This window comes from Rheinheimera sp. (genome assembly GCF_036782235.1).
Classification (GTDB): Bacteria; Pseudomonadota; Gammaproteobacteria; order Enterobacterales; family Alteromonadaceae; genus Pararheinheimera.
This window is the reverse complement of the sequence record NZ_DAIPZL010000003.1, coordinates 105,929-128,350: the sequence shown is the minus strand read 5'-3', so window position 1 is coordinate 128,350 and position 22,422 is coordinate 105,929. Positions and strand designations below refer to the sequence as shown.

Here is a 22,422-nt window from a genome sequence, read left to right as displayed (position 1 = left end):
CATGTCGATTTTTATCGCCCTTGGCGCTATTACCCTGCTTGCCCTGATTTTTGGTGCCGTATTGGGTTATGCCGCCATTAAATTTAAGGTGGAAGCTGATCCACTGGTGGATCAAATTGACGATATCCTGCCGCAAACCCAATGTGGCCAATGTGGTTACCCGGGTTGCCGTCCTTATGCCGAAGCTATTGCCAATGGCGACGCTATTAATAAATGTCCACCCGGCGGTGATGCCACTATTAAAAAGCTCGCTGATCTGATGGGCGTTGCTGCAACACCACTGGACAGCAGCCAGACCCCGGCCATCAAACGAGTGGCTTATATCCGTGAAGATGAATGTATTGGTTGTACCAAATGTATTCAGGCCTGTCCGGTTGACGCCATAGTAGGCGCATCCAAACAAATGCACACTGTGATGGTGGATGAATGCACCGGCTGCGACCTTTGTGTTGAGCCTTGCCCGGTAAACTGTATTGATATGGTTCCGTTGCCCGGCACAGTCGAACGCTGGAAATGGGACTTACAGGCCATTCCGGTGCGGGTGATAGACGCAAATCCGGTGAGTAAAAATCTGGTGGAGACAAACTAAGTGCCGTCCTTGTTTCAGCAAATTAAAGCAGGCAAGTTGTGGGATTTTCATGGTGGCATTCACCCACCGGCCCGCAAAGACTACACCAGTCAAAAACCTATTGGCCGTTTGTCATTACCTGAACGTTTATATGTGCCGCTGCGCCAGCATATTGGTGTCGCAGGTGCTTTATTGGTAAAAACCGGGCAAAGAGTACTCAAAGGTCAGGCACTGACTGCAGCTGACAGTGCCATGGCAGTGCCGGTGCATGCGCCAACTTCAGGCATCGTTGTTGCCATTGAACCCCATATCGCAGCGCACCCTTCTGCATTGCCTGAGCCTTGTGTGGTGATAGAGCCTGATGGTCTGGAAGAATGGCGGCCGCGTCATGGCCTGAACTTACTGGAATCAGACAAAGCACTGTTACTTAAACGTATCCAGCAGGCCGGTATTGCCGGTATGGGCGGCGCCGGTTTTCCAACCCATCTGAAAAGTGGTGGTTCGGCCGGCGTTGATTATCTGATCATCAACGCTGTGGAGTGTGAACCTTATATCAGTGCCGACGACGTGCTGATGCAGGAATATGCCACCACTATTGTTAAAGGCATTGATATTTTATGCCAGCTGTTAAGCCCGGCCGCTGTGCTGATTGGCATTGAAGATGACAAGCCCGATGCCATTGCAGCCATGCAGGCAGCCTGTAGTCAGCGCGAGCAATATCTGGTGCGGGTAGTTCCAGCGAAATACCCGTCCGGCGGTGAAAAACAGCTGATTCAGCTGCTCACCAGCAAAGAAGTACCGGCAGGCCGGCGGCCGCTCGACATTGGCATTGTGATGCAAAACGTTGGCACTGCTTTTGCCATAGCCCAGGCGGTGCTGGAAGATATACCGCTGATTTCCCGTATTGTTACTGTCACAGGTGACAGCCTGAGCCAGCCACAAAATATGCATGCGTTGATTGGAACGCCGGTCGGCGCGTTGCTGGACGCTTGTGGTTTTATGCCCGAGCCCGAGCAAAGAGTGATTATGGGCGGGCCTATGATGGGTTTTACCCTGCCCTCCTTGTCGGTGCCGCTGGTGAAAACCACCAACTGTATTCTGGCGCCAACCCAACAGGAGTTACCATCGGCAGGTCCGGAAATGGACTGTATCCGCTGTGGTGCCTGTGCTGAAGTTTGCCCTGCCACTTTGTTACCCCAGCAACTGCTCTGGTACAGCAAAGCCAAAGATCAGGACAAACTCAAAGAATACAATCTGGCCGACTGTATTGAATGTGGTGCCTGTGCTTATATCTGCCCGAGCGAAATTCCGCTGGTGCATTATTACCGGGTAGCCAAAGCCGAAATTCGTGAACAAAGCCGTGACGAGCTCAAAGCTGAACAGGCCAAAGCCCGGTTTGAAGCGCGCAACGAGCGGCTGGAAAAAGAAAAACAAGAGCGTGCAGCGCGCAATCAGGCGTTAGCGGCGCAGCGTCAGCAAATGCTGGATGCGCAGCAAAAACAACAGGAAATTGCCGCAGCCGCAGAGCGGGTCGCCAGCAGCCATCCGGCGCAACAGCCACTTTCCAAAGAACAGATCATTGCCGAGCGCGAACGTAAAAAAGCCGAAGCACGCGCTTATCAGGCCGCCAAAGAGCTGCAGCATAGCGCTGCCCAAACAGCACAGACTCAGGCCACTGCGCAGGAACAGGCAGCTACAGAAATGAGCGAAGCACCAGCAGGCGATGCCAGAGCTGCAGCTGTCGCCGCTGCTATTGCCCGTGCCAAAGCGAAAAAAGCCACAGCAGAAGCTACAGTTCAGCCAAGCACTTCGCCTGTTAATCAAGCTGATGCACCGGCAGAAACAGGGGATGAGCGCGCCGCAGCTGTGGCTGCCGCTATCGCCCGCGCTAAAGCAAAAAAAGCCGCAAGTGCTGATACAACAGCTCAGGCTGAGCCCGCAGCAAATCAGGCTACAGACGCAGCCACTGCCTCTGAAGCTGCAGCACAAAGTGCAGATCCAAGAGCGGCCGCAGTAGCCGCTGCTATTGCCCGCGCCAAAGCAAAAAAAGCTGCAGCTGCTGCACCCGCTGATGCACCTCAGGTTCAGGTTGGTGCCGCAGAGCAGGCAGAAGCACAACAGAGCGCAGCTCCTGCTGAAGATCCAAGAGCTGCTGCTGTTGCCGCTGCCATTGCCCGAGCGAAAGCCAAAAAGGCCGCGCTGACTGCTGAACAAGGCTTGGCTACTGCACCAACACAAGCGGCTGAAGTCACTGAAATCACTGATGCAACTGGAAATACACTGGACCAGCCAACGCTTGACCAATCACCCGGCACAGCGGCAATGGCAGACAGCAGCACTGTGGCAGATCAGAAAGAACAAGCCAAAAAGGCAGCGTTAAGCGCTGCTATAGCCAGAGCCAAAGCAAGGCAACAGTCCGAAACTGCCACAGCAACAGCAAGCGCGTCTGAGCCCAGCGCACAAACGGATAACCCTCAGCTTGATGCCAAAAAAGCGGCGATTGCCGCCGCTATTGCCCGCGCTAAAGCCAGACAACAAGCCGCTACAGACAACAGCACTTCCGAGGATGAGGCATGAGTTTCAGAATAGCCAGTTCGCCACATAACCACAGTCAGCAACAAACCCATGTGCTGATGCGTAAAGTGGCGCTGGCCTGTATTCCGGGTATTGCTGCCCAGTGTTACTTTTTTGGTTTTGGCGTGTTGCTGCAGTTGTTGCTTGCCATCAGCACTGCCCTGGCCAGTGAAGCGCTGATCCTGTACTGGCGCGGTAAACCTGTGTTGCTTAGGCTCAAAGACAATAGCGCCCTGTTAACCGCTGTGCTGTTGGCCGTTGCCATTCCACCTTTTGCCCCCTGGTGGATCATCGTTCTGGGCACTGCCTTTGCCATTATTGTGGTGAAACAGCTGTATGGTGGTTTGGGTCATAATTTGTTTAACCCGGCCATGGCCGCTTATGTACTGCTGCTGATTTCTTTTCCGCAGCAAATGACCAGCTGGTTGCCGCCTCAAAGTTTGCAGGCGCAGCAACAACACCTGCTGGATCCGATCTGTACCGTGTTTACCGACTTCAGCTGTGCCGGTTACAGCATAACCCAGTTAAAAACCGACGCCGACGGCATGACGATGGCAACACCACTGGACACCCTAAAAACCGATTTAGCCGCCGGCCGTACTGTCAGTGAAAGCCAGCAACACAAAATATTCGCCTCTATTGGCGGTATCGGTTGGAACTGGGTCAATCTGGCGTTTTTAGCCGGGGGTCTTTGGTTATTACAACAAAAGATCATTCAGTGGCGGATTCCGGTAGCGCTTTTGGGCAGCCTTGCGCTCTGTAGTTTGCTGGCTTACTTGATAGACGCTGATCGCAACGGCAGTCCGCTGTTTCATCTGCTCTCCGGCGGCACTATGCTGGCGGCCTTTTTTATTGCCACAGATCCGGTGTCGGCTTCTACCACAGAGCGCGGCCGGTTGATTTATGGTGCGCTGATTGGCCTGCTGATTTTTCTGATCCGCCGTTTTGGCGGTTACCCGGATGCCGTCGCTTTTGCCGTCATGCTGGCAAATCTCGCCGTACCTTTAATTGATTATTACACCAGACCCAGAACCTATGGGCACAGACCCCATACTCACAAAAATAGAGGAGCGCACTGATGCTGAAGTTTGTCAGTAAAAATGCGCTGCTGCTTGGCACTGCTGCAGCTATTTGTGTGGCTCTGGTCAGCAGCATTAACCAGCTGACGGCACCTGAAATTGCCCGTCAGACTGAACTTGAAAAATTAAGGTTAATTCAGGAAGTGTTGCCAGCTGGCGCGGCAACCCCGGATCTATTGCAAGACTGTGTGGTGCTTCGTCAGCCTGAGGTGTTTTTTCAGCCTGAAGCCAAACTGTATCGCTGGCGCGCTGAAACTCAGACACCGGCATTTGTGGTGGAAACCACAGCGCCTGATGGTTATAGCGGCAATATTCAGCTCCTCGCTGCTATTGATCTGCAAGGCACCGTCATGGCGGTGCGGGTATTAAATCATAAAGAAACCCCAGGCCTTGGCGATAAAATTGAAACACGCAAAAGTGACTGGATCCACAGCCTGGCGCAGCAGCAAGTACAGGGCGTTGACGATAAAAGGTTTGCCGTAAAAAAAGACGGGGGTCAGTTTGATCAGTTTGCCGGTGCTACTATTACGCCAAGAGCGCTGATAGCAGCTGTCAAACGCACCGCTTTGTATTTAAAACAACATCCTGAACTGATGTCGCAGCAAGCTAACTGTCACATTCAGGGGCAATGAGGTTTTGATGAATCAATATCAGGAAATAGCCCGGCAGGGCCTCTGGCAAAATAACCCTGGCCTGGTGCAGTTATTGGGGTTGTGTCCGCTATTGGCCACCAGCGCTACGCTCACCAACGCTTTGGGGCTTGGTCTTGCCACTATGCTGGTGCTGATGAGCACGAACTTTGTGGTGTCGCTTATTCGCCATCAGGTGCCCAACGAAATCCGTATTCCGGTTTTTGTGATGGTGATAGCCGCAGTGGTAACAGCGATAGAACAGCTGATGCATGCTTATACCTACGCCCTTTATCAGTCGCTCGGCATTTTTATTCCGTTGATTGTCACCAACTGTGTTGTGATTGGCCGTGCCGAAGCTTTTGCCTCTAAAAATGCTATTTTACCGGCCACAGTGGATGGCCTGATGATGGGACTGGGTTTTACCGCTGTACTGGCATCCTTGGGCGCAGTGCGCGAAGTGCTGGGCCAGGGTACCTTATTTGACGGTGCTGACGCGCTGCTCGGCAGCTGGGCCACAGTGCTCAGAGTAGAGCTGTACCAAAGCGACAGCCACTTTTTACTGGCTATTCTGCCACCTGGTGCTTTTATCGTATTGGGCTGCTTAATTGCCGCCAAAAATGCCATTGATTTACGGCAAAAGAAGAAACAGCAACAAGTCAAAACGATCACCCGTGCCAGAGTCACGCACAGTTCAGGTACTGAAAGTGCGGCCGGCGGCAACTGACAAGCCAGGCCTAGCCCAGCTGCACTGATGTTAAAAAGCCTGCAGTTCGCCGCAGGTTTTCCTTGGCACATAGCACCGACTGCGTGTTTTTAATCCCGCAGCACGACCTCAGCAGAGAGTCTGATGAATAAAGAAAAACGTATTGCAATTTTAACCCGATTGCGCGATGCCAACCCCAAACCAACCACTGAACTGGAATACAGCACACCTTTTGAGCTGTTAATCGCTGTTTTGTTGTCAGCACAAGCCACAGATGTGGGTGTGAATAAAGCCACCCGCAAGCTTTACGCCGTGGCCAATACGCCGACAGCCATGCTCCAACTTGGGCTGGACGGAGTGAAAGACTATGTCAAAACCATAGGCCTTTTTAATACCAAAGCGGAAAACATCATTAAAACCTGCCGTATTCTGCTGGAGCAGCATGGCGGTGAAGTACCGGAAAACCGCGAGGCGTTAGAAGCCTTGCCCGGTGTCGGCCGTAAAACCGCCAATGTGGTGCTGAACACCGCTTTTGGCTGGCCCACAATCGCAGTGGATACCCATATTTTTCGGGTCAGCAACAGAATGAATTTTGCCCCCGGCAAAAATGTCGATGAAGTAGAACAAAAATTGCTGAAGGTGGTGCCAGCAGAATTTAAGCTTGATGTGCATCACTGGCTGATTTTGCATGGCCGTTATACCTGCACAGCACGCAAACCTAAATGCGGCAGCTGTTTGGTGGAAGACCTGTGCGAATTTAAAGAAAAAACCGAATAGGAGCATCAAATGCGGATTTTACACACCATGCTGCGCGTCACTGACTTACAGCGTTCTATCGCTTTTTACACCGAAGTGCTGGGCATGAAGTTGCTGCGCCAGTCCGACAATCCGGAATATAAATATACCCTGGCTTTTGTGGGCTACAGCGATGAAAAAGACGGTGCTGTGCTGGAGCTGACATACAACTATGGTGTGACGCAGTACGAAGCTGGCACCGCTTTTGGCCATATTGCGCTGGAAGTGGAGGATGTATACAAAGCCTGTGACGACATTCGTGCCCGTGGTGGTGTGATCAGCCGTGAACCAGGCCCTGTAAAAGGTGGCAGCACTGAAATTGCTTTTGTCCGTGATCCGGACAACTATGCCATTGAACTGATTCAGAAAAAGGCAAACTACCAGACATTATAATCCGGCCCGACGGCATTATCGGTTTCAGTCTGCGCCAGGCGCAGACTGATATCTTCAGCACTCTGTGGTTTAGCGTAATAATAACCTTGCTGATAATGACAACCCAGTTGTTGTAAAAAACCGGCCTGCGCTTCGGTTTCTACCCCTTCAGCCACCAGTTTTAACTGCAGACTCTGTCCCATTGCCACTATGGCACGTACCAGATGTTCGTGACGCTCGCCGTCAAACATCGCCTGCACAAAAGAGCGGTCTATCTTCAGACTATGCAGCGCAAAACGGCTTAAATAACTGAGTGAGCTGTAGCCGGTGCCAAAATCATCCAGTGAAATCAGCACACCAAGTTCGGTGAGCTGGGTCATCACAGCACGGCTTTCACCTGAATCATCCAGCAATACCCTTTCGGTAATTTCCAGCTCCAGCTGGCAAGGCTGTAGCTGATAAAAGGCCAATAACTGTGTTAATCTGGGGACAAAGTGCTGATTATCCAGCTGCAGCGCTGAAATGTTGATGCTCAGTGTCAGCTGTTTTTTGCATTGTTGCTGCCATTTGGCCAGTTGGGCGCAGCCTTGTGCCAATACCCAGTCACCAAGCTCAACAATATAACCACTGTCTTCCGCCACCGGAATAAAACGGTCCGGGCTGACCAGGCCCAGCCTGCTACTCTGCCAGCGTAACAAGGCTTCCATTTTGACAAAACCAGCTTTGCCACTTTGCACTATCGGCTGATAATACAACTGCAGTTCATTGCGGCTAATAGCTTGTTTTAATTCGTTATCCAGCTGCAATAATTGTCTGGAGCGCTCCAGCATGGGCTCGCTGAAAAAAGCAAAACTATGCCTGCCCTGCTGCTTGGCGCTGTACATGGCAATATCGGCTTTTTTAATTAAAGTGTCGCTGTTGTCACCATCCTGCGGTGCCAGGCTGATACCTATACTGCAGCTAAGTGACACCTGCAAATCATTCAGCACAAACACAGGTTCAAACACTGCTCGCAGCGCCGCCAGCGGCTGTTGTAACTGCTCCGAAGCAGCAACCCCAGGCTGCATTGGCCATAACAGCGCAAACTCATCCCCGCTAAAACGCGCCAATGTTAAGGGGGCAAATCGCTGTTGCAGCCGCTCGGCCACTTTTTTCAGCAAACTGTCCCCCAGCTGTGGACCAAAGTTGTCGTTAATACGTTTAAAATGGTCAATATCAAGCAATAACAGGGCCTGCGGTTTTTGCTGCCGCAATAGTTTATCCAGCTCATCGGCCAGCGCATTGCGGTTCATCAGTCCTGTGATGCGATCTGTTGCCGCCGCTTTGAGTAGTTCACGTTGCTGGGTTTTACGTTCTGAAATATCCAACAGCTGCACCAGGCAATACAACTGGCCATACTCGGAATAAGGCGAGCTGATAAATTCAGCCTCTAATATGTTACCGTTGCAAAGGGTGATCACGGCTTCATCAATATAAGGTGCTTTGGCGCCTGGCTCTGTGAGCCTGGCAAAAAACGCATCGGCCATTTCCTGAGTTAATCTGGGCAGCACCCGGGTCACACTCTGACCTTCAATATCAGCGCGGCTGGAAAAACCAAGCAATAATGCCCCTTTATCATTAGCCCGTACTATAGTGCCAGCTTTGTCCCGCACAAAAAAACCGTGGCTTAAACTGTCAATAATGGCGCTGTAACGCCTTTTAGACTGCACCAGCAGCAGATAAACAAAACCAAGCAGACAACAAATTTTCGCCACAGAGGCCAGCGCCATCACCAGATTAACTTGCAGCTCAAATGCCACCGCAAAAGGCATCACCACTGTCATCAGGCTACGCACCCAGAAAATAACCGCTAAACCCCAATACTCAGGTAACCTTTGCCACAGCCAATAGCCGCTGGCAGCAAAAATCACCGTCATCACAAAATAATGCAGTAATGCTGTGACCGACACTGCAGAGGCAAAAGGATCCGCCACTTCCACACTCAGGCGCAGCAATAACGCCAGCACCAGAAAAAGCCCCAGTTCACGACGCCAGGATGTCAGCTGATAGGCCACCACCCAACGACCCCCAAACCAATAACCACACCAGCCGCCAAAAGCCAGTAAGGTCATTAATTCGTGTTTTAACCAGGGAAACGGCAAGGCGGTGGCAGGCAGATACCAGAATAAAATCAGCAGCGATAAACTGAGATGACCCAGCCCCCAGAACAGGGCGTGGCGGTCGCGGCGCTGCAGCACGTATAAAAATAACAGCAGGAAACCAAACAGCAGGTCGACAACAAAGGATACCAGTACCATATCTTTCATCAGTAACAGTTCCTCTGCGCGAAATATTCAGGTGCTGACTGGCGGGGGCTCTTGCCAATACAGAAACGCAATTGCTTGATATTCTAGCCAATATTCGCTGAAAACGGCAGTTTTGTCTGCTGCAATCAGCAAAAATATCAAGGCACCTCAGATCAACACATTGTGGCTTGGCAAAATAGCCATCTCAAGGTAAAAGCAGGGTAAATAAAGTGGCAACCAGATGATAAAACCACAGCGTTTTGCCTTAAAACCACAAAACGCTGCAGGCAAGCGAACAAGCCGGCGCGCCGGTTTATTTCACCTCAATCCAGACTTTTTCGTTCAGCGACATCGCCAGATTATTGTCGTAATAGGCCGCTTCATTGATAAAAGTCGGATAGACAACCGCTTTGCCGTCGTAACAAATTTCACTGCCATCAAACAAGGTAAAAAGTGGCTGCCCCGGCACTATCGGCTGATAATCGCGGTCCTGAATGTTTTTATGCACCATGCCAAGACGTTCACCTGCGGCATTGAGCGGCAGCTTAATGCTATGTAAATAACGGAAGGCCTCAACCCGCTCTGGCAACTGCGGCAAGGTGTTGTTGTTGTAATGCTCAATAAAATCAAGAATATGCTGTGTCATTTCGTGCATTTGTTCCAGCACATCCTGACGCAGCACAGACTGTGGCTGCGGTCCGACTTCCACAATCACACCATAAGTACCGACAGTACATAACAGCGCATGCTCCTCAGCAGCAAAGTGATCTTCATCTCTGGAGATAATGGCTTCCGGCATTTTCAGTTTGATATAACCGGCCAGTAAATTATAAATACGGCCTGGTTGTGTCAGGATCAGGCAAGGTCCCATATTGCTGGTGGTATTGTGTAAATCAATAATAAAGTCGGTTTTTGCCGCCCCTTTGGGGCCAAGCTCTGCATTGATCACTTTGGCCCGGCTTTGTTCGTAATTACAACGGCTTGGATCAGCCAAATCGGCAGTTTTAAACTGACGGTTTAAGTCGCTGTCCAGATACCTTTTGTTGGCCTGATGCGCCATCGGATTGGCAAACAAAGTGCGGCAGGAAAAACTCGGTCTTTGCATCAGCGCAGGCTCAGCGTTATAACGGCGCTGCAAATAAATACCTGAAAATTCATTACCATGGGTACCGCCAACAATGGCGACAGTGCGGATCACAGGGTTTGGAGCTGTGCTCATACAGACCTCATCAAGATAAAATAACAAATGCAGCTCTGAAGCGGCGAAGAGAACCTTATTATGCCCGAGCCGGTCAGCGCTTTGAATAAAAAACATATATTCATGCAGAATATATAGATATTCATTAAATAACAGCCCATTTGGCTAGGATAACTGCAAGTGACGATGTGGTTATTTCAAACCGCTCACCCGCGACCACATCAGCACTGACATGGTATTAGTGTTGGCAGCAGTTTATCAAGACTGTAGCTCAGCACCTGAAACAGGCAGGCCTTAAGCGACGACTATCGGAAGAATAGAGGGGAAAGCTCAATGGGTTTAAGCGGCAGGCCGGTGTTGTTCAATCACACGGCAAGGGATCATCTGTGCAGATAAAGTACGGTTTAACAGATCCTGGGCAGAACTGGTGCATTTGCCACATTGACTGCCCACACCCAAACATTGTTTCAGCTCGCGCATAGAGCACAAACCTTCGGCAACTTTTTGTTTGATGGTTTTATCAGTCACTGCTTTACAGACACAAACGTACATAACAGCCCCGCTTTTACCCAAGCTCAAAAAAACGTCGTCATGGTAATCTAATTAAGAACAATTATCAATAGCGGGAACGCAAATTGCGCTGCAAATTTCACCATGTGAAGGCGGATAGCTTCACCGCCTTGTACCCCTGATAAAGCAGCTGAAAAACGCGGCTTTTGCTTTTGCTATAACCACAGCTCAAGCCAGAAAACACAAAGCCGGCATCAGGCCGGCTTTGGGATGATAAAAACACAGCTTAGTGGCTGTTATCTTCCTGCATCACTTCCAGCAGCGTTTCCTGCAACTCAGCTGGTGGCACAACGATACCTGGCTCATCGGCATGCGGGAAAATGGCGACCGACAGCTCGTCACCTTCTAAACCTGAAGTCCATTTGTCCAGCCAGGTGCTGATATCCACAGCCTGCGCCTGACAGTTGGCCCAATCACCTTCAATCCATAACTGGGCAATTTCAGCGTGTGGCCATACCGGAATACAACGTTCGTCTTCAGCTGTGACCAGCACAAAACCTTCATCGTCGGTCAGGATCCAGATTTTTTCCAGATCGGCCACTGCGTTAATAAAATATTCGTAGCGCTGCTCGGCATCAAGTTGCGTGACTTTTTTAATTTCGTCAGCTGTCAGGGTGTATTCCATAAAATTACCTTTTTATCGCAAATTAAACATCATGACCGATATGATGAACCAAAGTCGGCTTTTCGCCTAGCGCTTTTATTCAAGCGCCTTTCCTCACCCTAATTGCTAAGGCTTGAGCCTGACCGGCACCTGCTGATAACAAATATCCAGCGCGCCATTGCCTTTATAATGAAAAAATCCAGCTGCACGTGCCCTGCTTTGCTCCAGCCGTTGCTGGAACTGTGTGCTGCCGGTGTCCAGCCACTGCAACTGCAGTTGTGCTTCAGGTTTGAGATCAGAGCCCAGTGTCATACTGACAATACGGCTTCGGCCTTGCTGTTTGGCAATAATGCCACCTGCGCTTGCTTCACCTCTTTTGACCAGATTCAGCCATGGCCCGCCCCAAATCACTTTGGCCACTATCGACATATTCCGATCCAGATGCCGGGGTGCCTGGCCCTGCATTAGCGCAAAATCTGTAGTGGCGCTATTGGCATCTTCACTGCGCGCCATATTCACCACATTAGGGCAATGGATCAGCCACTCTTGTCCATCGCCCCGGCCGAGGGCAAAACCATGTCTGAAACCAGTTTGACTGGCCAGTAAATCGCTCTGTTGCACCAGGGTAAAAGCATCATTCTGGCGCACCGGCCAGCTAAATTCGGCGCTGAGTTTAGGCCAATCGGTTTTCACTGCGCCTGGGTGTTTTTCCCCCTCCATCAAGCCGGCTTGCAGCACAAACTGATCAATCACCCGGTAAAACTCCAAGCCGTTATAAAAGCCGGATTGCACCAACTGTTTAAAAGCCGCAGTATTTTTCGGGGTAAATTCGCTGGCAAGCTTGAGTACTACAGTGGCCTTTTCAACAGAATGCTGCGCTGCAGTCGCCTGCGCCAGCGTGCCCTGCTCCAGCTGCAAATACACCAGCTCCTGCTGTGGAATATCCAGCCAGCCATCTTTTGACGGCTCAGTCGCTAAAACCGGCACCAGGAGACCACCTGATAACACCGCTGCTGATATCAGCTTAAAACCCAACCTGTTGTTTAACATCACTTGTATTTCCCTGTTGTGGCAGTTTTTGTTGTCACTGTTCTTATGTAACTGTTCTTGTGAAGCTGTGAAGCGAGCGCTCCAGATTGAACTTTTGCGCCTTGTTTTTCAGCCTGTTTAGCCTTTTGGCAGCAGCTGGTCAGCCAGCAGCAATAACAGCGCGTAACGGCTGCCTTTGGCCAGCAGCACCAGCGGCACAAATAACCATAATTTCATCCGCATCACACCTGCCACTATGGTCAAGGGGTCGCCCACCACAGGCACCCAGCTTAATAATAACGAGGCAGACCCCCAACGCTGATACCAGCGCTCAGCTTTCGCCAACTGCTCAGCATCCACCGGAAACCAGCGTTTATTGGAAAAGCGCAGCAATTGAGAGCCCAGCCACCAGTTCAGGCAAGAGCCGGTGACATTACCAAAAGTAGCAATAGCCCATAACATCAAAGGGTGATAACCCTGCCACCACAAAGCACCCAGCACAATTTCAGAGCTACCGGGTAACACAGTGGCCGAGCTAAAAGCACTGAATAACAGCCCAAGCCAGGGCCAGACCGCAGTATTCATCGACAAAAACCTGCTACATCATCCGCAAATACAGCATCAGTTACCAAAGTTTGAGCACCAAACGGATCCAGAAACACCAGAGCACCACACAACTGAGTAAAAACAGGTTAAACCGCATCCGTACATGGTTTGAGGTGATATGCACCACTGTGTGCAATAACCGAAGCGCCACAAAAAGCGCCGCCAATAACACAAACACCAGATCAGCCAGGCCAAAATGCAGCGTAAATAACACAGCAAAAATAAATAACATCGGCATCTGGAACTGATTATCAAAGTTGCGACTGGCAGTGATCACACTTTCATTGGCACCGGCTAAATCCATAGTGCGAAAGGCAGAATGATGAATTTCTTTATTGCGCGCTGCGGCAAAACGACGCCGGCCCATAATCACCATCACAACACTGATAAGCAGCACTTGCGCTGCTACTGTTAACACCAAAAATTTGTCCATATTCAGCTCCTTGCTGCAATAAAACCAAAGTTGCAGAGTAAAACATTCAAGGACCTGACTCCACCGCCATTTCACGCAAGCGGCAAAATTTATCGGGAACTGTCATGCATTTGTCACGGCACTCACATGCTTTTGCCATCTTTGCCATGCAGCATTTGGTTATCTGCTGCAGCTTGTTATACTGCGCCGTCATTTTGCGCAGGAACTACTGATGGCTCAGCTTTATTTTTATTATTCGGCAATGAACGCCGGCAAATCCACGTCTTTGTTACAAAGTGCCTACAACTATCAGGAAAGAGGCATGACAGCGGCCATTTACACAGCCGCGCTCGACGACAGATATGGCGTTGGCAAAGTCAGCTCGCGTATTGGTTTGTCGATGGACGCGCTGGTGTTTGATAATCAGCTGGACTTTTTCCAAAGTTGCAGCGCATTGCGCCAACAAGGCCCCCTGGACTGTGTGCTGATTGATGAAGCGCAATTTTTAACCAAAAACCAGGTCAAACAGCTGACCGAAGTGGTGGACAAGCTGCATGTGCCGGTGTTGGCTTTTGGCCTTCGCACCGATTTTCTCGGTGAAACCTTTGCCGGCAGTCAGGCGCTACTGGCCTGGGCCGACAAGCTGATTGAGCTCAAAACTGTTTGTCATTGTGGCCGCAAAGCCAATTTTGTGGTGCGCCTGGACGAACAAGGCCGGGCCGCCACAGCGGGTTCACAAGTACAAATAGGCGGCAATGACCGTTATGTCTCGATGTGCAGGGCTCATTTTAAGGAGCTGGTCTGGAAATAACCCCATAAGGAGAAAGGATGAGACTGTTATACGGCGTGCAGGCAACGGGTAACGGTCACATCAGCAGAGCCAGAGCCATGGCCACGCAGCTAAAGCGCCATGGCGTCAAGGTAGATTTTGTATTCAGCGGCCGCGCCCGCGATGCGCTCTTTGATATGGACTGTTTTGGCAATTTTGCCTGGTGCCGTGGTTTAACTTTTGTCTCCCATGCCGGAAAAATCAATTATTGGCAAAGTGCCTTCAGCAATAGCTTGCGTCAGCTGTGGCAAGACCAGCAACAGCTAAAAACCCAACATTATGACTTAGTGTTGACCGACTTTGAGCCCGTCACTGCCTGGGCGGCACGCCGCCAGGGCACACCCTGCATCGCACTTGGCCACCAATACGCTTTTTTACATGCTATTCCAAAACAGCATGACAGCCTGCTGAGCCGTCAGATCTTCCGTTTTTTTGCACCGGCTGAGCAACAACTGGGGTTGCACTGGCATCATTTTGGCGCCCGTGGCGCTATAGCACCACCCATTCTGGACTTACCGGCATCCGCTTATAACACCGAGGTTGTCGCCAACAAAGTGCTGGTTTATTTGCCGTTTGAAGATCCAAAACAGGTCCATCAGCTGTTAAAGCCGCTGACAGGGTATCAGTTTGTGATTTTTGCGCCGGGTTTAAGCCGCGAGGATGATGGACATTTACACTTTTACCCACCTTGTCATCAGGGGTTTAAACAAGCACTGGCCAGCGCCGATGCAGTGCTGAGCAATGCCGGTTTTGAACTTATCAGTGAAGCGCTGCAACTGAAGAAAAAAATTCTGGTAAAACCACTACAAGGCCAAATGGAACAGGCATCCAACGCCTTAGCGCTGGAGCAATTACAGCTGGCGCATCATGGTCAAACTTTAACTACTGAACTGATTGGTGATTGGCTGGCAGGGCCTCGCGCATTACAGCAGGTGTGGTATCCGGATGTGGCTGAGGTGTTATGTCAGCAGCTTGTGGCTATCGCTGGCCGGGCTGATAATCTTGGCCAGACCGGTCCGGTCGGCCAGAATGGCCATCAAGCTGAAAAACACTTTGATTTAACAGCCCTTTGGCAACAAAGCCGGTTTTTACGACCGGACTTGTTGCCAAAAGGACAGTGACTGTTAGCTGGCGCGCACTGCAGCGCTGATATCACTGACTGGCTGCAGCAGAGGTTTGGCGGTTTTATCTGCCGGCGCTTTTGCACCGAGTGGCATTTCTGTTTGGTTTGGTGTCTGGGGTTGCGCACGGGCTGCCAGTTCCACTAAATCGCTAACCGGACTGCTGTGGTTAAAACCTGTGGGGGCAGCTGTCACTAAATCCACAATCTGATGCACCGCAAAGTTGTCACAATGTTGCTCCAGACGGCGTAATAACTCAGACATTTCCTGCCAGCTTAACGACACTTCATCTGCCGCCATAATACGCGGATGGGCAGTTTGCCGCACATTTTCACCAATCAGCAGCTCTTCATAGAGTTTTTCACCCGGACGCAGGCCAGAAAAACAGATTTCAATATCACCATCCGGATGCGCCTGATCTTTAACCTCCAGCCCCATCAGATGCACCATACGACGGGCCAAATCTGCAATACGCACCGGCTCGCCCATATCCAGCACAAAAACGTCACCGCCCTTGCCCATGGCGCCAGCCTGGATCACCAGCTGAGCCGCTTCCGGTATCGTCATAAAATAGCGGATAATTTCCGGGTGAGTCACAGTTAAGGGGCCACCATTACGGATTTGTTCCCGAAACAAAGGCACCACAGAGCCGGATGACCCCAACACATTGCCAAAACGCACCATACAAAAGCGGGTTTTTTGCTGACGGGTTGACAGTGCCTGCAGTACCAGTTCGGCCAAACGTTTGGACGCGCCCATCACGTTGGTTGGCCGCACCGCTTTGTCGGTAGAAATCAGAACAAAAGTTTCCACCCCTGAAGCAATAGCCGCTTCAGCCGCATGCCAGGTGCCAAACACATTGTTGCTCACCCCTTCAACCACATTAAACTCAACCAGCGGCACATGTTTGTAGGCGGCAGCGTGGTAAACCGTCTGTACTTTAAAACTTTGCATCACCGACTGAATGCGGCTTTGCTTTTGCACATTACCCAAAATAGGTTTGATTTGTACATCAACGCCAAGCTCCTGCACATAAGCGCTAAGCTCCTGCTCAATGGCATACAACGCATATTCGGAAGCTTCAAACAGCACCAGCACTGTGGGTTCATACTGCACAATTTGCCGGCACAGCTCAGAGCCGATAGAACCGCCGGCCCCTGTCACCATCACCACTTTATCTTTGATATTGGCGTGCATCAGTTTGAGCTTAGGCGCCACCGGGTCGCGGCCTAATAAATCTTCAATTTTGACATCCTGCAGCTCGTCAATGCGCATCGAGCCGTCGACAATGTCGCTCATGCCAGGCACTGTTTGCACCGGAATAGGCAGATTATCCAACGACTCCAGCACTTCCCTTCTGCGGGCACGGCTAGCCGATGGCATGGCCAGCAAAATACGACTGACATTCTTGGATTTTACAATAGCGGCAATTTGCGCCGGGCTGCCCACATGAATGCCAAGAATGGTAGAGCGCTGCAACGTGGCATCGTCGTCGACAAAAGCCACCGGATGAAACTGTTCACCGTTAAACAAAGCCTGCGCCAACTGGCGGCCGGAAGAGCCAGCCCCATAAATCAGCACCCGCTGTTTGTGACCGTTATGACGCTGGAATAAAAACATCCGCGCCACCAGGCGTAAACCACCACTGGTCACCAGCGCTAAAATGGCATACACAAACACCAGATTGCCTTTGTCAGTAATACCCACCAGCTGGAACAACATCACGAGGATCATGGCATTACTTAAAATGCCGGCCAGCACAGCACCCAGCGCATGCTGACCTATATAACGTACTACAGCACGGTATAAACCAAGCTTAGTGAAGGCCAGAATAGTGATAGGCACAGACAATAAAAAGATTGGGAAAGTTTGTAATAACGCAGTGTAGGCATTTTCCTGAGTAACAAAAATCGCCACCAGCATTGAACAGGTTAAAAATACAATATCTGCCAACACTGAAATTGCCCTTTTTGCATAGCGGGGCAGCGATAAAAGCCATTCAAGCATCCAATTTACTCCAACAATCGACACTAAATCCATCAAAGGCGCCATAGTATAATCCATTACCATGACCTGTAGAACGAAAAAAGCCATGGCTTGCTGATTAACGAAGTATTTCAGCTTGCCATGGCCCGATTAACGGCCAATGAACCGGACTAATGCTGTGTTATTGTTTTGCCAGTAACGCATCCAATACTGCGGCAAACTCAGCATAAGACTTGGCACCAACTAATTCCTGATAATCTGTTACACCATTACCAGCGTTAAAGCCGATAAAAAATGTGGGTGTAGAGCTTAAACCCAGTTTGCCAGCATAGAGTGTAGATTCGCGAACACCTTCCTGTAACGCTTTATTCTTCATACATTCGGTATGTTTAGCAACGTCAGCTTTCAGCCGGGTTAATTCTGCATCTATCTCTGTTTGTTTCAGCGTGCCCTGATTGGCAAACAGATATTCTTTCATTTGTGCGTAGACATTCTGCGTTGCTGCGCAGCGTAAGGTTAATGCAGCAAAAGGTGCTTGTGGATGAGACTGGAACAACGGGAATTCGCGTCCAACAAACAACACTTTACCTGTGTCTACATAATTTTTCTTAAGCTCAGGCCAGATTTCCTGGTTAAACTTGGCGCAAAACGGACACTGTAAGTCGGTGAATTCAAGAATGGCAACTTTTGCTGTTTTTTCACCTACCTGATGACCATCGGCAAAAGCCAGCTGCTCTGGCCGCACCAGCGCGCCCATACCAGCACGTTGGGCAATTTCAGTTTGCAGTGTGCTGAGTTTTTCTACTTTCTCTTCCAGTGCAGCTACTTTGGCAGCTAAATCACTATTATTGCCGTTTTGGCAAGCGGTTAAAAACAAAGCTGCCAATGCAACCAAGGTTATTCTTTTCATCAAAAAATTCCTGTTATCACGCTACAGACCAAACATAAGTAGCTTTCATCCAATAAAAAACCCCGCCGAAGCGGGGTTTTCTTAATTAACCTGAAAAATCAGATTATTGTTGCCAATCGTTCAGATCCAGAACTGGCATTACACGGTCTTGACCGGTAGACAGTTTCTGTACAGATACACCGTGCACTGTGTTCTTCGGAGAAGTAACAGTGAAAGTCATAGTGTGACGCAGGTTAGCACCGTTAGCAGTTACACCATCTGAACCAGCATAGTTTTTCTGGTCAACACCAGCTTGTACTACGTCTGGAACATAATAAACAACTGAAGACTTAGCTGGAACGTTAGCCAGTTTAACAGCTGTTACAGCGCGGTTGCCAGTTGTGCCGTCAGCTGATTCGCTGAACAGGTCAACTGTTACTTCAGCAGCTACAGTGTGCTCGTTAGTGATACGTACGAAGTTGCCAGTACCAGCTACAGTGTAAGGAACTTTCAGAACTGCGCCGTTAACACCAACGTTGTGAGTGTTCTTGGTAACATCACAGTGGTCTAACTGGTTAGCATCACTCAGGTTCAACTTAGCATGCGTGTTGATGTCGTAGTTGAAGTTCATGATCTTAGTCAGATCTGTTTGAGACACAGTGATAAACAGTTCGTTATAGTCTTCGCCAGACACGTAAGACGCAGGAATGGTTTCAGCACCAGTTGCTACAGGGCTGAACACTTGAGTAGCGTCTAAAGTGATTTGAGCAGTAGCTGGTTTAGCACTTACGAAATCCAGAGCAGTACCGGTTGCAGCACCATTCAGGTCGAAAGCGGCAGTTAAAGCACCTACAGCAGAACGGCTGTTGTAAACTTCAGCTTTAACAGAAGCGCCTGCATCAGCAGTTTCAACAAACGACAGTTCAAACTTATCACCAACAGCACGAGTGATTCTGTAATCCAGAGCAGCGAAACGGTCGATAAAACCAGCTTTATGGATCAGGTTTGCTTTTTGCAGAATCAAACCTTGGTTGCTCGCTGTGTCATACACGAACTCTGTACGAGCAGTGATTGCTGCATCATCAAAGTTTTTGCTTTCAGCATTTACTTGACCGTTTACAGTTGAAGAACCAACGAAAGTCACGAACTGAGCTGATGTATCAACAACTTCTTGAGCAGCAGATGCGCCGCCTGCGATTGTGTAGCCCGTACCACCGTCAGTCTTGGCTTCAGTAGCTTGGATCGTTACTTTAGAAGCTGAAGAACTATCAGTACAAGCAGTGTTTTCGATCTTCACACCAATTGGGTCAATACCAGCAGCGTAAGTACCAGAAGACAAGCGAGACAACACTAAACGAGTACCCGCGCCGATTGTGATACCAGCTTTAGTGATGAAAGTGATAGTGCTTTGACCATCGACTGCACCATCAGAAGAAGCAACAGCAGATACGTTAGTAGCGTCACCAGCATCTTTTAATAAGTGGATCTGGTTTGAGTTACCAGCAAAAGTAGCACCAGCTAATTTCATGGTGATTTTAGTACCACCAGGAATGTCAGTAGTAGGGATATAAACGATGTGCAGATCGTCTGTACCTGGAGCAACCTGAGTTGCAGCATCGAAATCCAAAGTTAGAGACTTTGTCAGTTCGTAAGCTACTTTTACAGAATCAGTTGCTTGCAACTGTGCAGCTGCAGCACCAGTACGAGATGCTTCTGCGATACAAGAGGCTGGAGTGTACAGTGTATCAAACGCTGTTGGCGCTAAACCATCAGCAACCGAATACACTTCAAAACATGCTTCAGTACCAGCAAACGCGTTACCTGCTGATAAGCCCGCTAAAATAGCAGTAGAAAGAAGCGCTTTCTTTAAATTTTTCATTCCGTTTTTCTCCGTAATATATTTATAAGCAACTTAAGCTGCTCATTGGAACACGTGTCCCTGGGTTAACATGAGTCTGGGACCCTGGCCGTTAACCGAAGGTGCTAAACACCACTGCGACTTTAGTACAGCAGCCGGCGCTTGCATGCGTTCACCACCTGCAAAAGTCACCGTAGAGCATTTAACGAAGGGAATCATATATACCCTTCCCACCTAACGTCAACTACCTTTTTTATAATATTGCTGAAATTGCTGAATTTTTTACCAAAGATCGACAATTACTTCTGTTCTACCGGAAAACTGTACAATTCGCCTAGTTTTTGGCCAAATTCATCCATTTCCGAGGTGCTGCGCACTATTCTTGGCGTAATAATAATCAGCAATTCGGTACGGGATATGTCATTGCCTTTATATTGAAAAAGCTTACCTAACAAGGGCAAATCACCAAAAAACGGTACTTTAGAGTCACTGTCTTTTAAATCTTCTTTAATCAGGCCCCCCAGCACCACAGTTTGCCCTGACCCCACCATCACACTGGTGGTCAGGCTGCGGTTACGAATGGTTGGCGTAGGCACCGCTGCATCTTTACTAAGCGGAACAGCAGCCGAGGTGTCAGAGGTGACTTCGAGGCTGACTAAACCATCGGCATTAATTGTTGGCGTCACCGAAAATGATATACCCGTTGAACGATATTGCACCTGGTTACGAATAATACCTGGCGTTTCGTCATTGTTGCTTTGTCCGGTAATAATAGGCACCTGGTCGCCGGCATTAATACTGGCGCTTTCTCCATCTCTTACAATAAGGTAAGGACGGGATAATACTTTGGTATCGGATTGTTTATTAATCAGATTAAAAGTGGTATTCCAGTCGCCATTAAAAATACCAAAACTAAATTTACCATTCACCCCATCAAAACTGACATTGGAACTGTTCGCTTTATCATCGGCACTATTGTAAGAAAAACCACTAAAACCGGCCTCTTGTTGATCGGTAATGTCTTTTTCTACAATCATCACCTGCATCGCGACCTGACCCGGCAAGCGATCCATTTGTTGCAATAAAGCATAAACTTCCTGATAGCGGCTTGGCGTGGCGTTTACCAAAATTGCATTTTGTGCTTTGTCTACGGTTAGTCTTAAACCTGCTCCTAAATTGGCAGATGCCGGAGCACCAGAAGCAGAACCGGCAGAACCCGACGTTTGACGCTGTGCTGAGTTGGCGCCACTGTTGTTTTGTGAGTCAGGCGCACGATTTGCTGAGGATGGAGCACCGAGCAACAGGCCCTGCACCGCCTGCACCATCTCATCTGCTTTGGCATACTGCGGGCGATACACATAAAAACGCATCACCTCACCACCTGAGGCCACATCGAGCTTTTGTGCCCACATAGACACCCGTTCTGCCAGCACTGTGCTTGCGGCATATACAACCACCGAATTCAGCCGGTTTAGCGCTACCAGCTGTAAATCTTCACCCAGTTGCAAACCTTCAGCCTGCAATAACTCACCGACTTGTTTGATCATTTCTTCCGGTGATAAATACACCAAAGACAGCAATCGCACATCACGGCCACGGGCATGCGGCACATCCAGCATTTTGACAATTTGCAAAGTACGCTCAACGTCAGCCCTGCTGCCTTCGACCACTAATAAACGGTTGGTGGTGTCCGGGTACACCTGGGCACCGGTTAATTTAGAGGTGATATTGCTGATGCCCCGCACTGAGTTAAAAGTGTATGGCACCAACTGCACTATCTGATCGCCCCCTTCAGGCAAATCACTTAACTTGGCGCCGATACCAACAGAACGATTACCAGCGGTATTGGTACTTTGTGACAAATAAACAATATTGTCTTTGGTGTACACACTGACATTCTGCTGCGCCAACACCTGGCGGGTAATTTCAAACAACTCTTTGGGAGCAATATTTTTTGATAAATTTAACGCCACTTTTTGTGTCATGGACTCAACTTCAGGGGACACCACGTAACTTAAATTCAGTAATTCACCAAAAACATAATGCGCCAGCTGAGGCAACGCCATTTCATTCAGCGACAGGCTGATAGGTTCATCATTTTCAAATTCAGGCAACTGGATCAGTAAAGAAGAGCCTGGCCTGATTGAACCCAGCGTTGAAATCTGAGTTTCGCTATAAGTGGGCTGCACCTTTTTTACTTCAGCTGGCTTTTCAGATTGATTTTTGTTGGTGCTGTCTGTTTGTAAAAAAGAAGATGGCACTGAAAAGTTATCTTCTTTTTTTTCAGGTGTGGAAGTGCAACCAAACAACAG

20 protein-coding genes are annotated in these 22,422 nt (G+C 49.4%); 9 read left to right on the top strand and 11 right to left on the bottom strand.

The window, feature by feature from the left end; genetic code table 11:
- Position 1 precedes the first annotated feature (1 nt).
- From rsxB to gloA, 7 genes are all read left to right on the top strand, one after another.
- Positions 2–589, top strand: a complete 588-nt coding sequence (gene rsxB, locus V7P87_RS04660) for an electron transport complex subunit RsxB (RefSeq protein ID WP_333796386.1) — start codon at positions 2–4, stop codon at positions 587–589.
- On the top strand, positions 590–3,145 hold the full coding sequence (rsxC, locus tag V7P87_RS04655) for an electron transport complex subunit RsxC (RefSeq protein WP_333796385.1): 2,556 nt from the start codon (positions 590–592) through the stop codon (positions 3,143–3,145). It begins immediately after the preceding gene.
- Positions 3,142–4,221 (top strand): electron transport complex subunit RsxD, encoded by a 1,080-nt coding sequence (gene rsxD, locus V7P87_RS04650; RefSeq protein ID WP_333796384.1) that lies wholly within the window; start codon positions 3,142–3,144, stop codon positions 4,219–4,221. The genes rsxC and rsxD overlap by 4 nt, the downstream gene beginning before the upstream one ends.
- Entirely contained in the window at positions 4,221–4,853 is a 633-nt protein-coding gene (gene rsxG, locus V7P87_RS04645) for an electron transport complex subunit RsxG (protein WP_333796383.1), read from the top strand. Before rsxD ends, rsxG begins: the two co-directional genes overlap by 1 nt.
- A gap of 7 nt (positions 4,854–4,860) precedes the next feature.
- A complete protein-coding gene (locus V7P87_RS04640) occupies positions 4,861–5,577 on the top strand; it encodes an electron transport complex subunit E (protein WP_333796382.1) in 717 nt (238 codons plus the stop codon).
- 123 nt (positions 5,578–5,700) lie between these two features.
- Complete coding sequence (gene nth / locus V7P87_RS04635; RefSeq protein ID WP_333796381.1) at positions 5,701–6,333, top strand: endonuclease III; 633 nt, start codon at positions 5,701–5,703, stop codon at positions 6,331–6,333.
- A 9-nt stretch (positions 6,334–6,342) separates the two neighbouring features.
- Positions 6,343–6,744, top strand: a complete 402-nt coding sequence (gene gloA, locus V7P87_RS04630) for a lactoylglutathione lyase (protein ID WP_260657758.1) — start codon at positions 6,343–6,345, stop codon at positions 6,742–6,744.
- On the opposite strand, the gene V7P87_RS04625 is transcribed toward gloA, so the two are convergent.
- The 7 genes from V7P87_RS04625 to V7P87_RS04595 all read right to left on the bottom strand — a co-directional run bounded on the left by V7P87_RS04625 (position 6,729) and on the right by V7P87_RS04595 (position 13,448).
- A complete protein-coding gene (locus V7P87_RS04625; protein WP_333796380.1) occupies positions 6,729–9,029 on the bottom strand; it encodes a putative bifunctional diguanylate cyclase/phosphodiesterase in 2,301 nt (766 codons plus the stop codon). The genes gloA and V7P87_RS04625 overlap by 16 nt on opposite strands.
- A gap of 292 nt (positions 9,030–9,321) precedes the next feature.
- Positions 9,322–10,227, bottom strand: a complete 906-nt coding sequence (locus V7P87_RS04620) for an aspartoacylase (RefSeq protein ID WP_333796379.1) — start codon at positions 10,225–10,227, stop codon at positions 9,322–9,324.
- A gap of 318 nt (positions 10,228–10,545) precedes the next feature.
- Complete coding sequence (locus V7P87_RS04615) at positions 10,546–10,758, bottom strand: (2Fe-2S)-binding protein (RefSeq protein WP_296299374.1); 213 nt, start codon at positions 10,756–10,758, stop codon at positions 10,546–10,548.
- 244 nt (positions 10,759–11,002) lie between these two features.
- Positions 11,003–11,401 carry a DUF2750 domain-containing protein gene (locus V7P87_RS04610; RefSeq protein WP_333796378.1) on the bottom strand — a complete coding sequence of 133 codons (399 nt, stop codon included), beginning with the start codon at positions 11,399–11,401 and terminating at the stop codon, positions 11,003–11,005.
- Positions 11,402–11,506: 105 nt separating this feature from the next.
- Positions 11,507–12,367: a peptidylprolyl isomerase gene (locus V7P87_RS04605; RefSeq protein WP_333796377.1), complete on the bottom strand. Its 861-nt coding sequence runs from the start codon at positions 12,365–12,367 to the stop codon at positions 11,507–11,509.
- Positions 12,368–12,547: 180 nt separating this feature from the next.
- Complete coding sequence (locus tag V7P87_RS04600) at positions 12,548–12,994, bottom strand: YqaA family protein (protein ID WP_333796376.1); 447 nt, start codon at positions 12,992–12,994, stop codon at positions 12,548–12,550.
- Positions 12,995–13,034: 40 nt separating this feature from the next.
- A complete protein-coding gene (locus tag V7P87_RS04595) occupies positions 13,035–13,448 on the bottom strand; it encodes an MAPEG family protein (RefSeq protein WP_333796375.1) in 414 nt (137 codons plus the stop codon).
- Between the two features lie 211 nt (positions 13,449–13,659).
- Between V7P87_RS04595 and V7P87_RS04590 the strand changes: the two genes are divergently transcribed.
- Together V7P87_RS04590 and V7P87_RS04585 are read left to right on the top strand one after the other, a co-directional pair.
- Complete coding sequence (locus V7P87_RS04590; protein ID WP_333796374.1) at positions 13,660–14,238, top strand: thymidine kinase; 579 nt, start codon at positions 13,660–13,662, stop codon at positions 14,236–14,238.
- 17 nt (positions 14,239–14,255) lie between these two features.
- Positions 14,256–15,377: an MJ1255/VC2487 family glycosyltransferase gene (locus V7P87_RS04585; RefSeq protein WP_333796373.1), complete on the top strand. Its 1,122-nt coding sequence runs from the start codon at positions 14,256–14,258 to the stop codon at positions 15,375–15,377.
- 3 nt (positions 15,378–15,380) lie between these two features.
- Here V7P87_RS04585 and V7P87_RS04580 read toward each other — a convergent pair whose 3' ends face one another.
- The 4 genes from V7P87_RS04580 to V7P87_RS04565 form a co-directional block, all read right to left on the bottom strand.
- A complete protein-coding gene (locus tag V7P87_RS04580; protein ID WP_333796372.1) occupies positions 15,381–17,441 on the bottom strand; it encodes a polysaccharide biosynthesis protein in 2,061 nt (686 codons plus the stop codon).
- A gap of 103 nt (positions 17,442–17,544) precedes the next feature.
- A complete protein-coding gene (locus tag V7P87_RS04575; RefSeq protein ID WP_333796371.1) occupies positions 17,545–18,273 on the bottom strand; it encodes a thioredoxin domain-containing protein in 729 nt (242 codons plus the stop codon).
- A 103-nt stretch (positions 18,274–18,376) separates the two neighbouring features.
- Complete coding sequence (locus tag V7P87_RS04570) at positions 18,377–20,131, bottom strand: hypothetical protein (RefSeq protein WP_333796370.1); 1,755 nt, start codon at positions 20,129–20,131, stop codon at positions 18,377–18,379.
- A 278-nt stretch (positions 20,132–20,409) separates the two neighbouring features.
- Positions 20,410–22,299, bottom strand: a complete 1,890-nt coding sequence (locus V7P87_RS04565; RefSeq protein ID WP_333796369.1) for a secretin N-terminal domain-containing protein — start codon at positions 22,297–22,299, stop codon at positions 20,410–20,412.
- Positions 22,300–22,422 lie beyond the last annotated feature (123 nt).

Coding starts and splice junctions, on each gene's coding strand:
- V7P87_RS04590 (WP_333796374.1), top strand. CDS start 13,660: ATGGCTCAGCTTTATTTTTATTATTCGGCAATGAACGCCGGCAAATCC.
- V7P87_RS04625 (WP_333796380.1), bottom strand. CDS start 9,029: ATGAAAGATATGGTACTGGTATCCTTTGTTGTCGACCTGCTGTTTGGT.
- rsxD (WP_333796384.1), top strand. CDS start 3,142: ATGAGTTTCAGAATAGCCAGTTCGCCACATAACCACAGTCAGCAACAA.
- V7P87_RS04620 (WP_333796379.1), bottom strand. CDS start 10,227: ATGAGCACAGCTCCAAACCCTGTGATCCGCACTGTCGCCATTGTTGGC.
- V7P87_RS04585 (WP_333796373.1), top strand. CDS start 14,256: ATGAGACTGTTATACGGCGTGCAGGCAACGGGTAACGGTCACATCAGC.
- V7P87_RS04570 (WP_333796370.1), bottom strand. CDS start 20,131: ATGAAAAATTTAAAGAAAGCGCTTCTTTCTACTGCTATTTTAGCGGGC.
- gloA (WP_260657758.1), top strand. CDS start 6,343: ATGCGGATTTTACACACCATGCTGCGCGTCACTGACTTACAGCGTTCT.
- V7P87_RS04580 (WP_333796372.1), bottom strand. CDS start 17,441: ATGGATTATACTATGGCGCCTTTGATGGATTTAGTGTCGATTGTTGGA.
- V7P87_RS04595 (WP_333796375.1), bottom strand. CDS start 13,448: ATGGACAAATTTTTGGTGTTAACAGTAGCAGCGCAAGTGCTGCTTATC.
- rsxB (WP_333796386.1), top strand. CDS start 2: ATGTCGATTTTTATCGCCCTTGGCGCTATTACCCTGCTTGCCCTGATT.
- V7P87_RS04610 (WP_333796378.1), bottom strand. CDS start 11,401: ATGGAATACACCCTGACAGCTGACGAAATTAAAAAAGTCACGCAACTT.
- V7P87_RS04600 (WP_333796376.1), bottom strand. CDS start 12,994: ATGAATACTGCGGTCTGGCCCTGGCTTGGGCTGTTATTCAGTGCTTTT.
- V7P87_RS04615 (WP_296299374.1), bottom strand. CDS start 10,758: ATGTACGTTTGTGTCTGTAAAGCAGTGACTGATAAAACCATCAAACAA.
- nth (WP_333796381.1), top strand. CDS start 5,701: ATGAATAAAGAAAAACGTATTGCAATTTTAACCCGATTGCGCGATGCC.
- V7P87_RS04575 (WP_333796371.1), bottom strand. CDS start 18,273: ATGAAAAGAATAACCTTGGTTGCATTGGCAGCTTTGTTTTTAACCGCT.
- rsxG (WP_333796383.1), top strand. CDS start 4,221: ATGCTGAAGTTTGTCAGTAAAAATGCGCTGCTGCTTGGCACTGCTGCA.
- V7P87_RS04640 (WP_333796382.1), top strand. CDS start 4,861: ATGAATCAATATCAGGAAATAGCCCGGCAGGGCCTCTGGCAAAATAAC.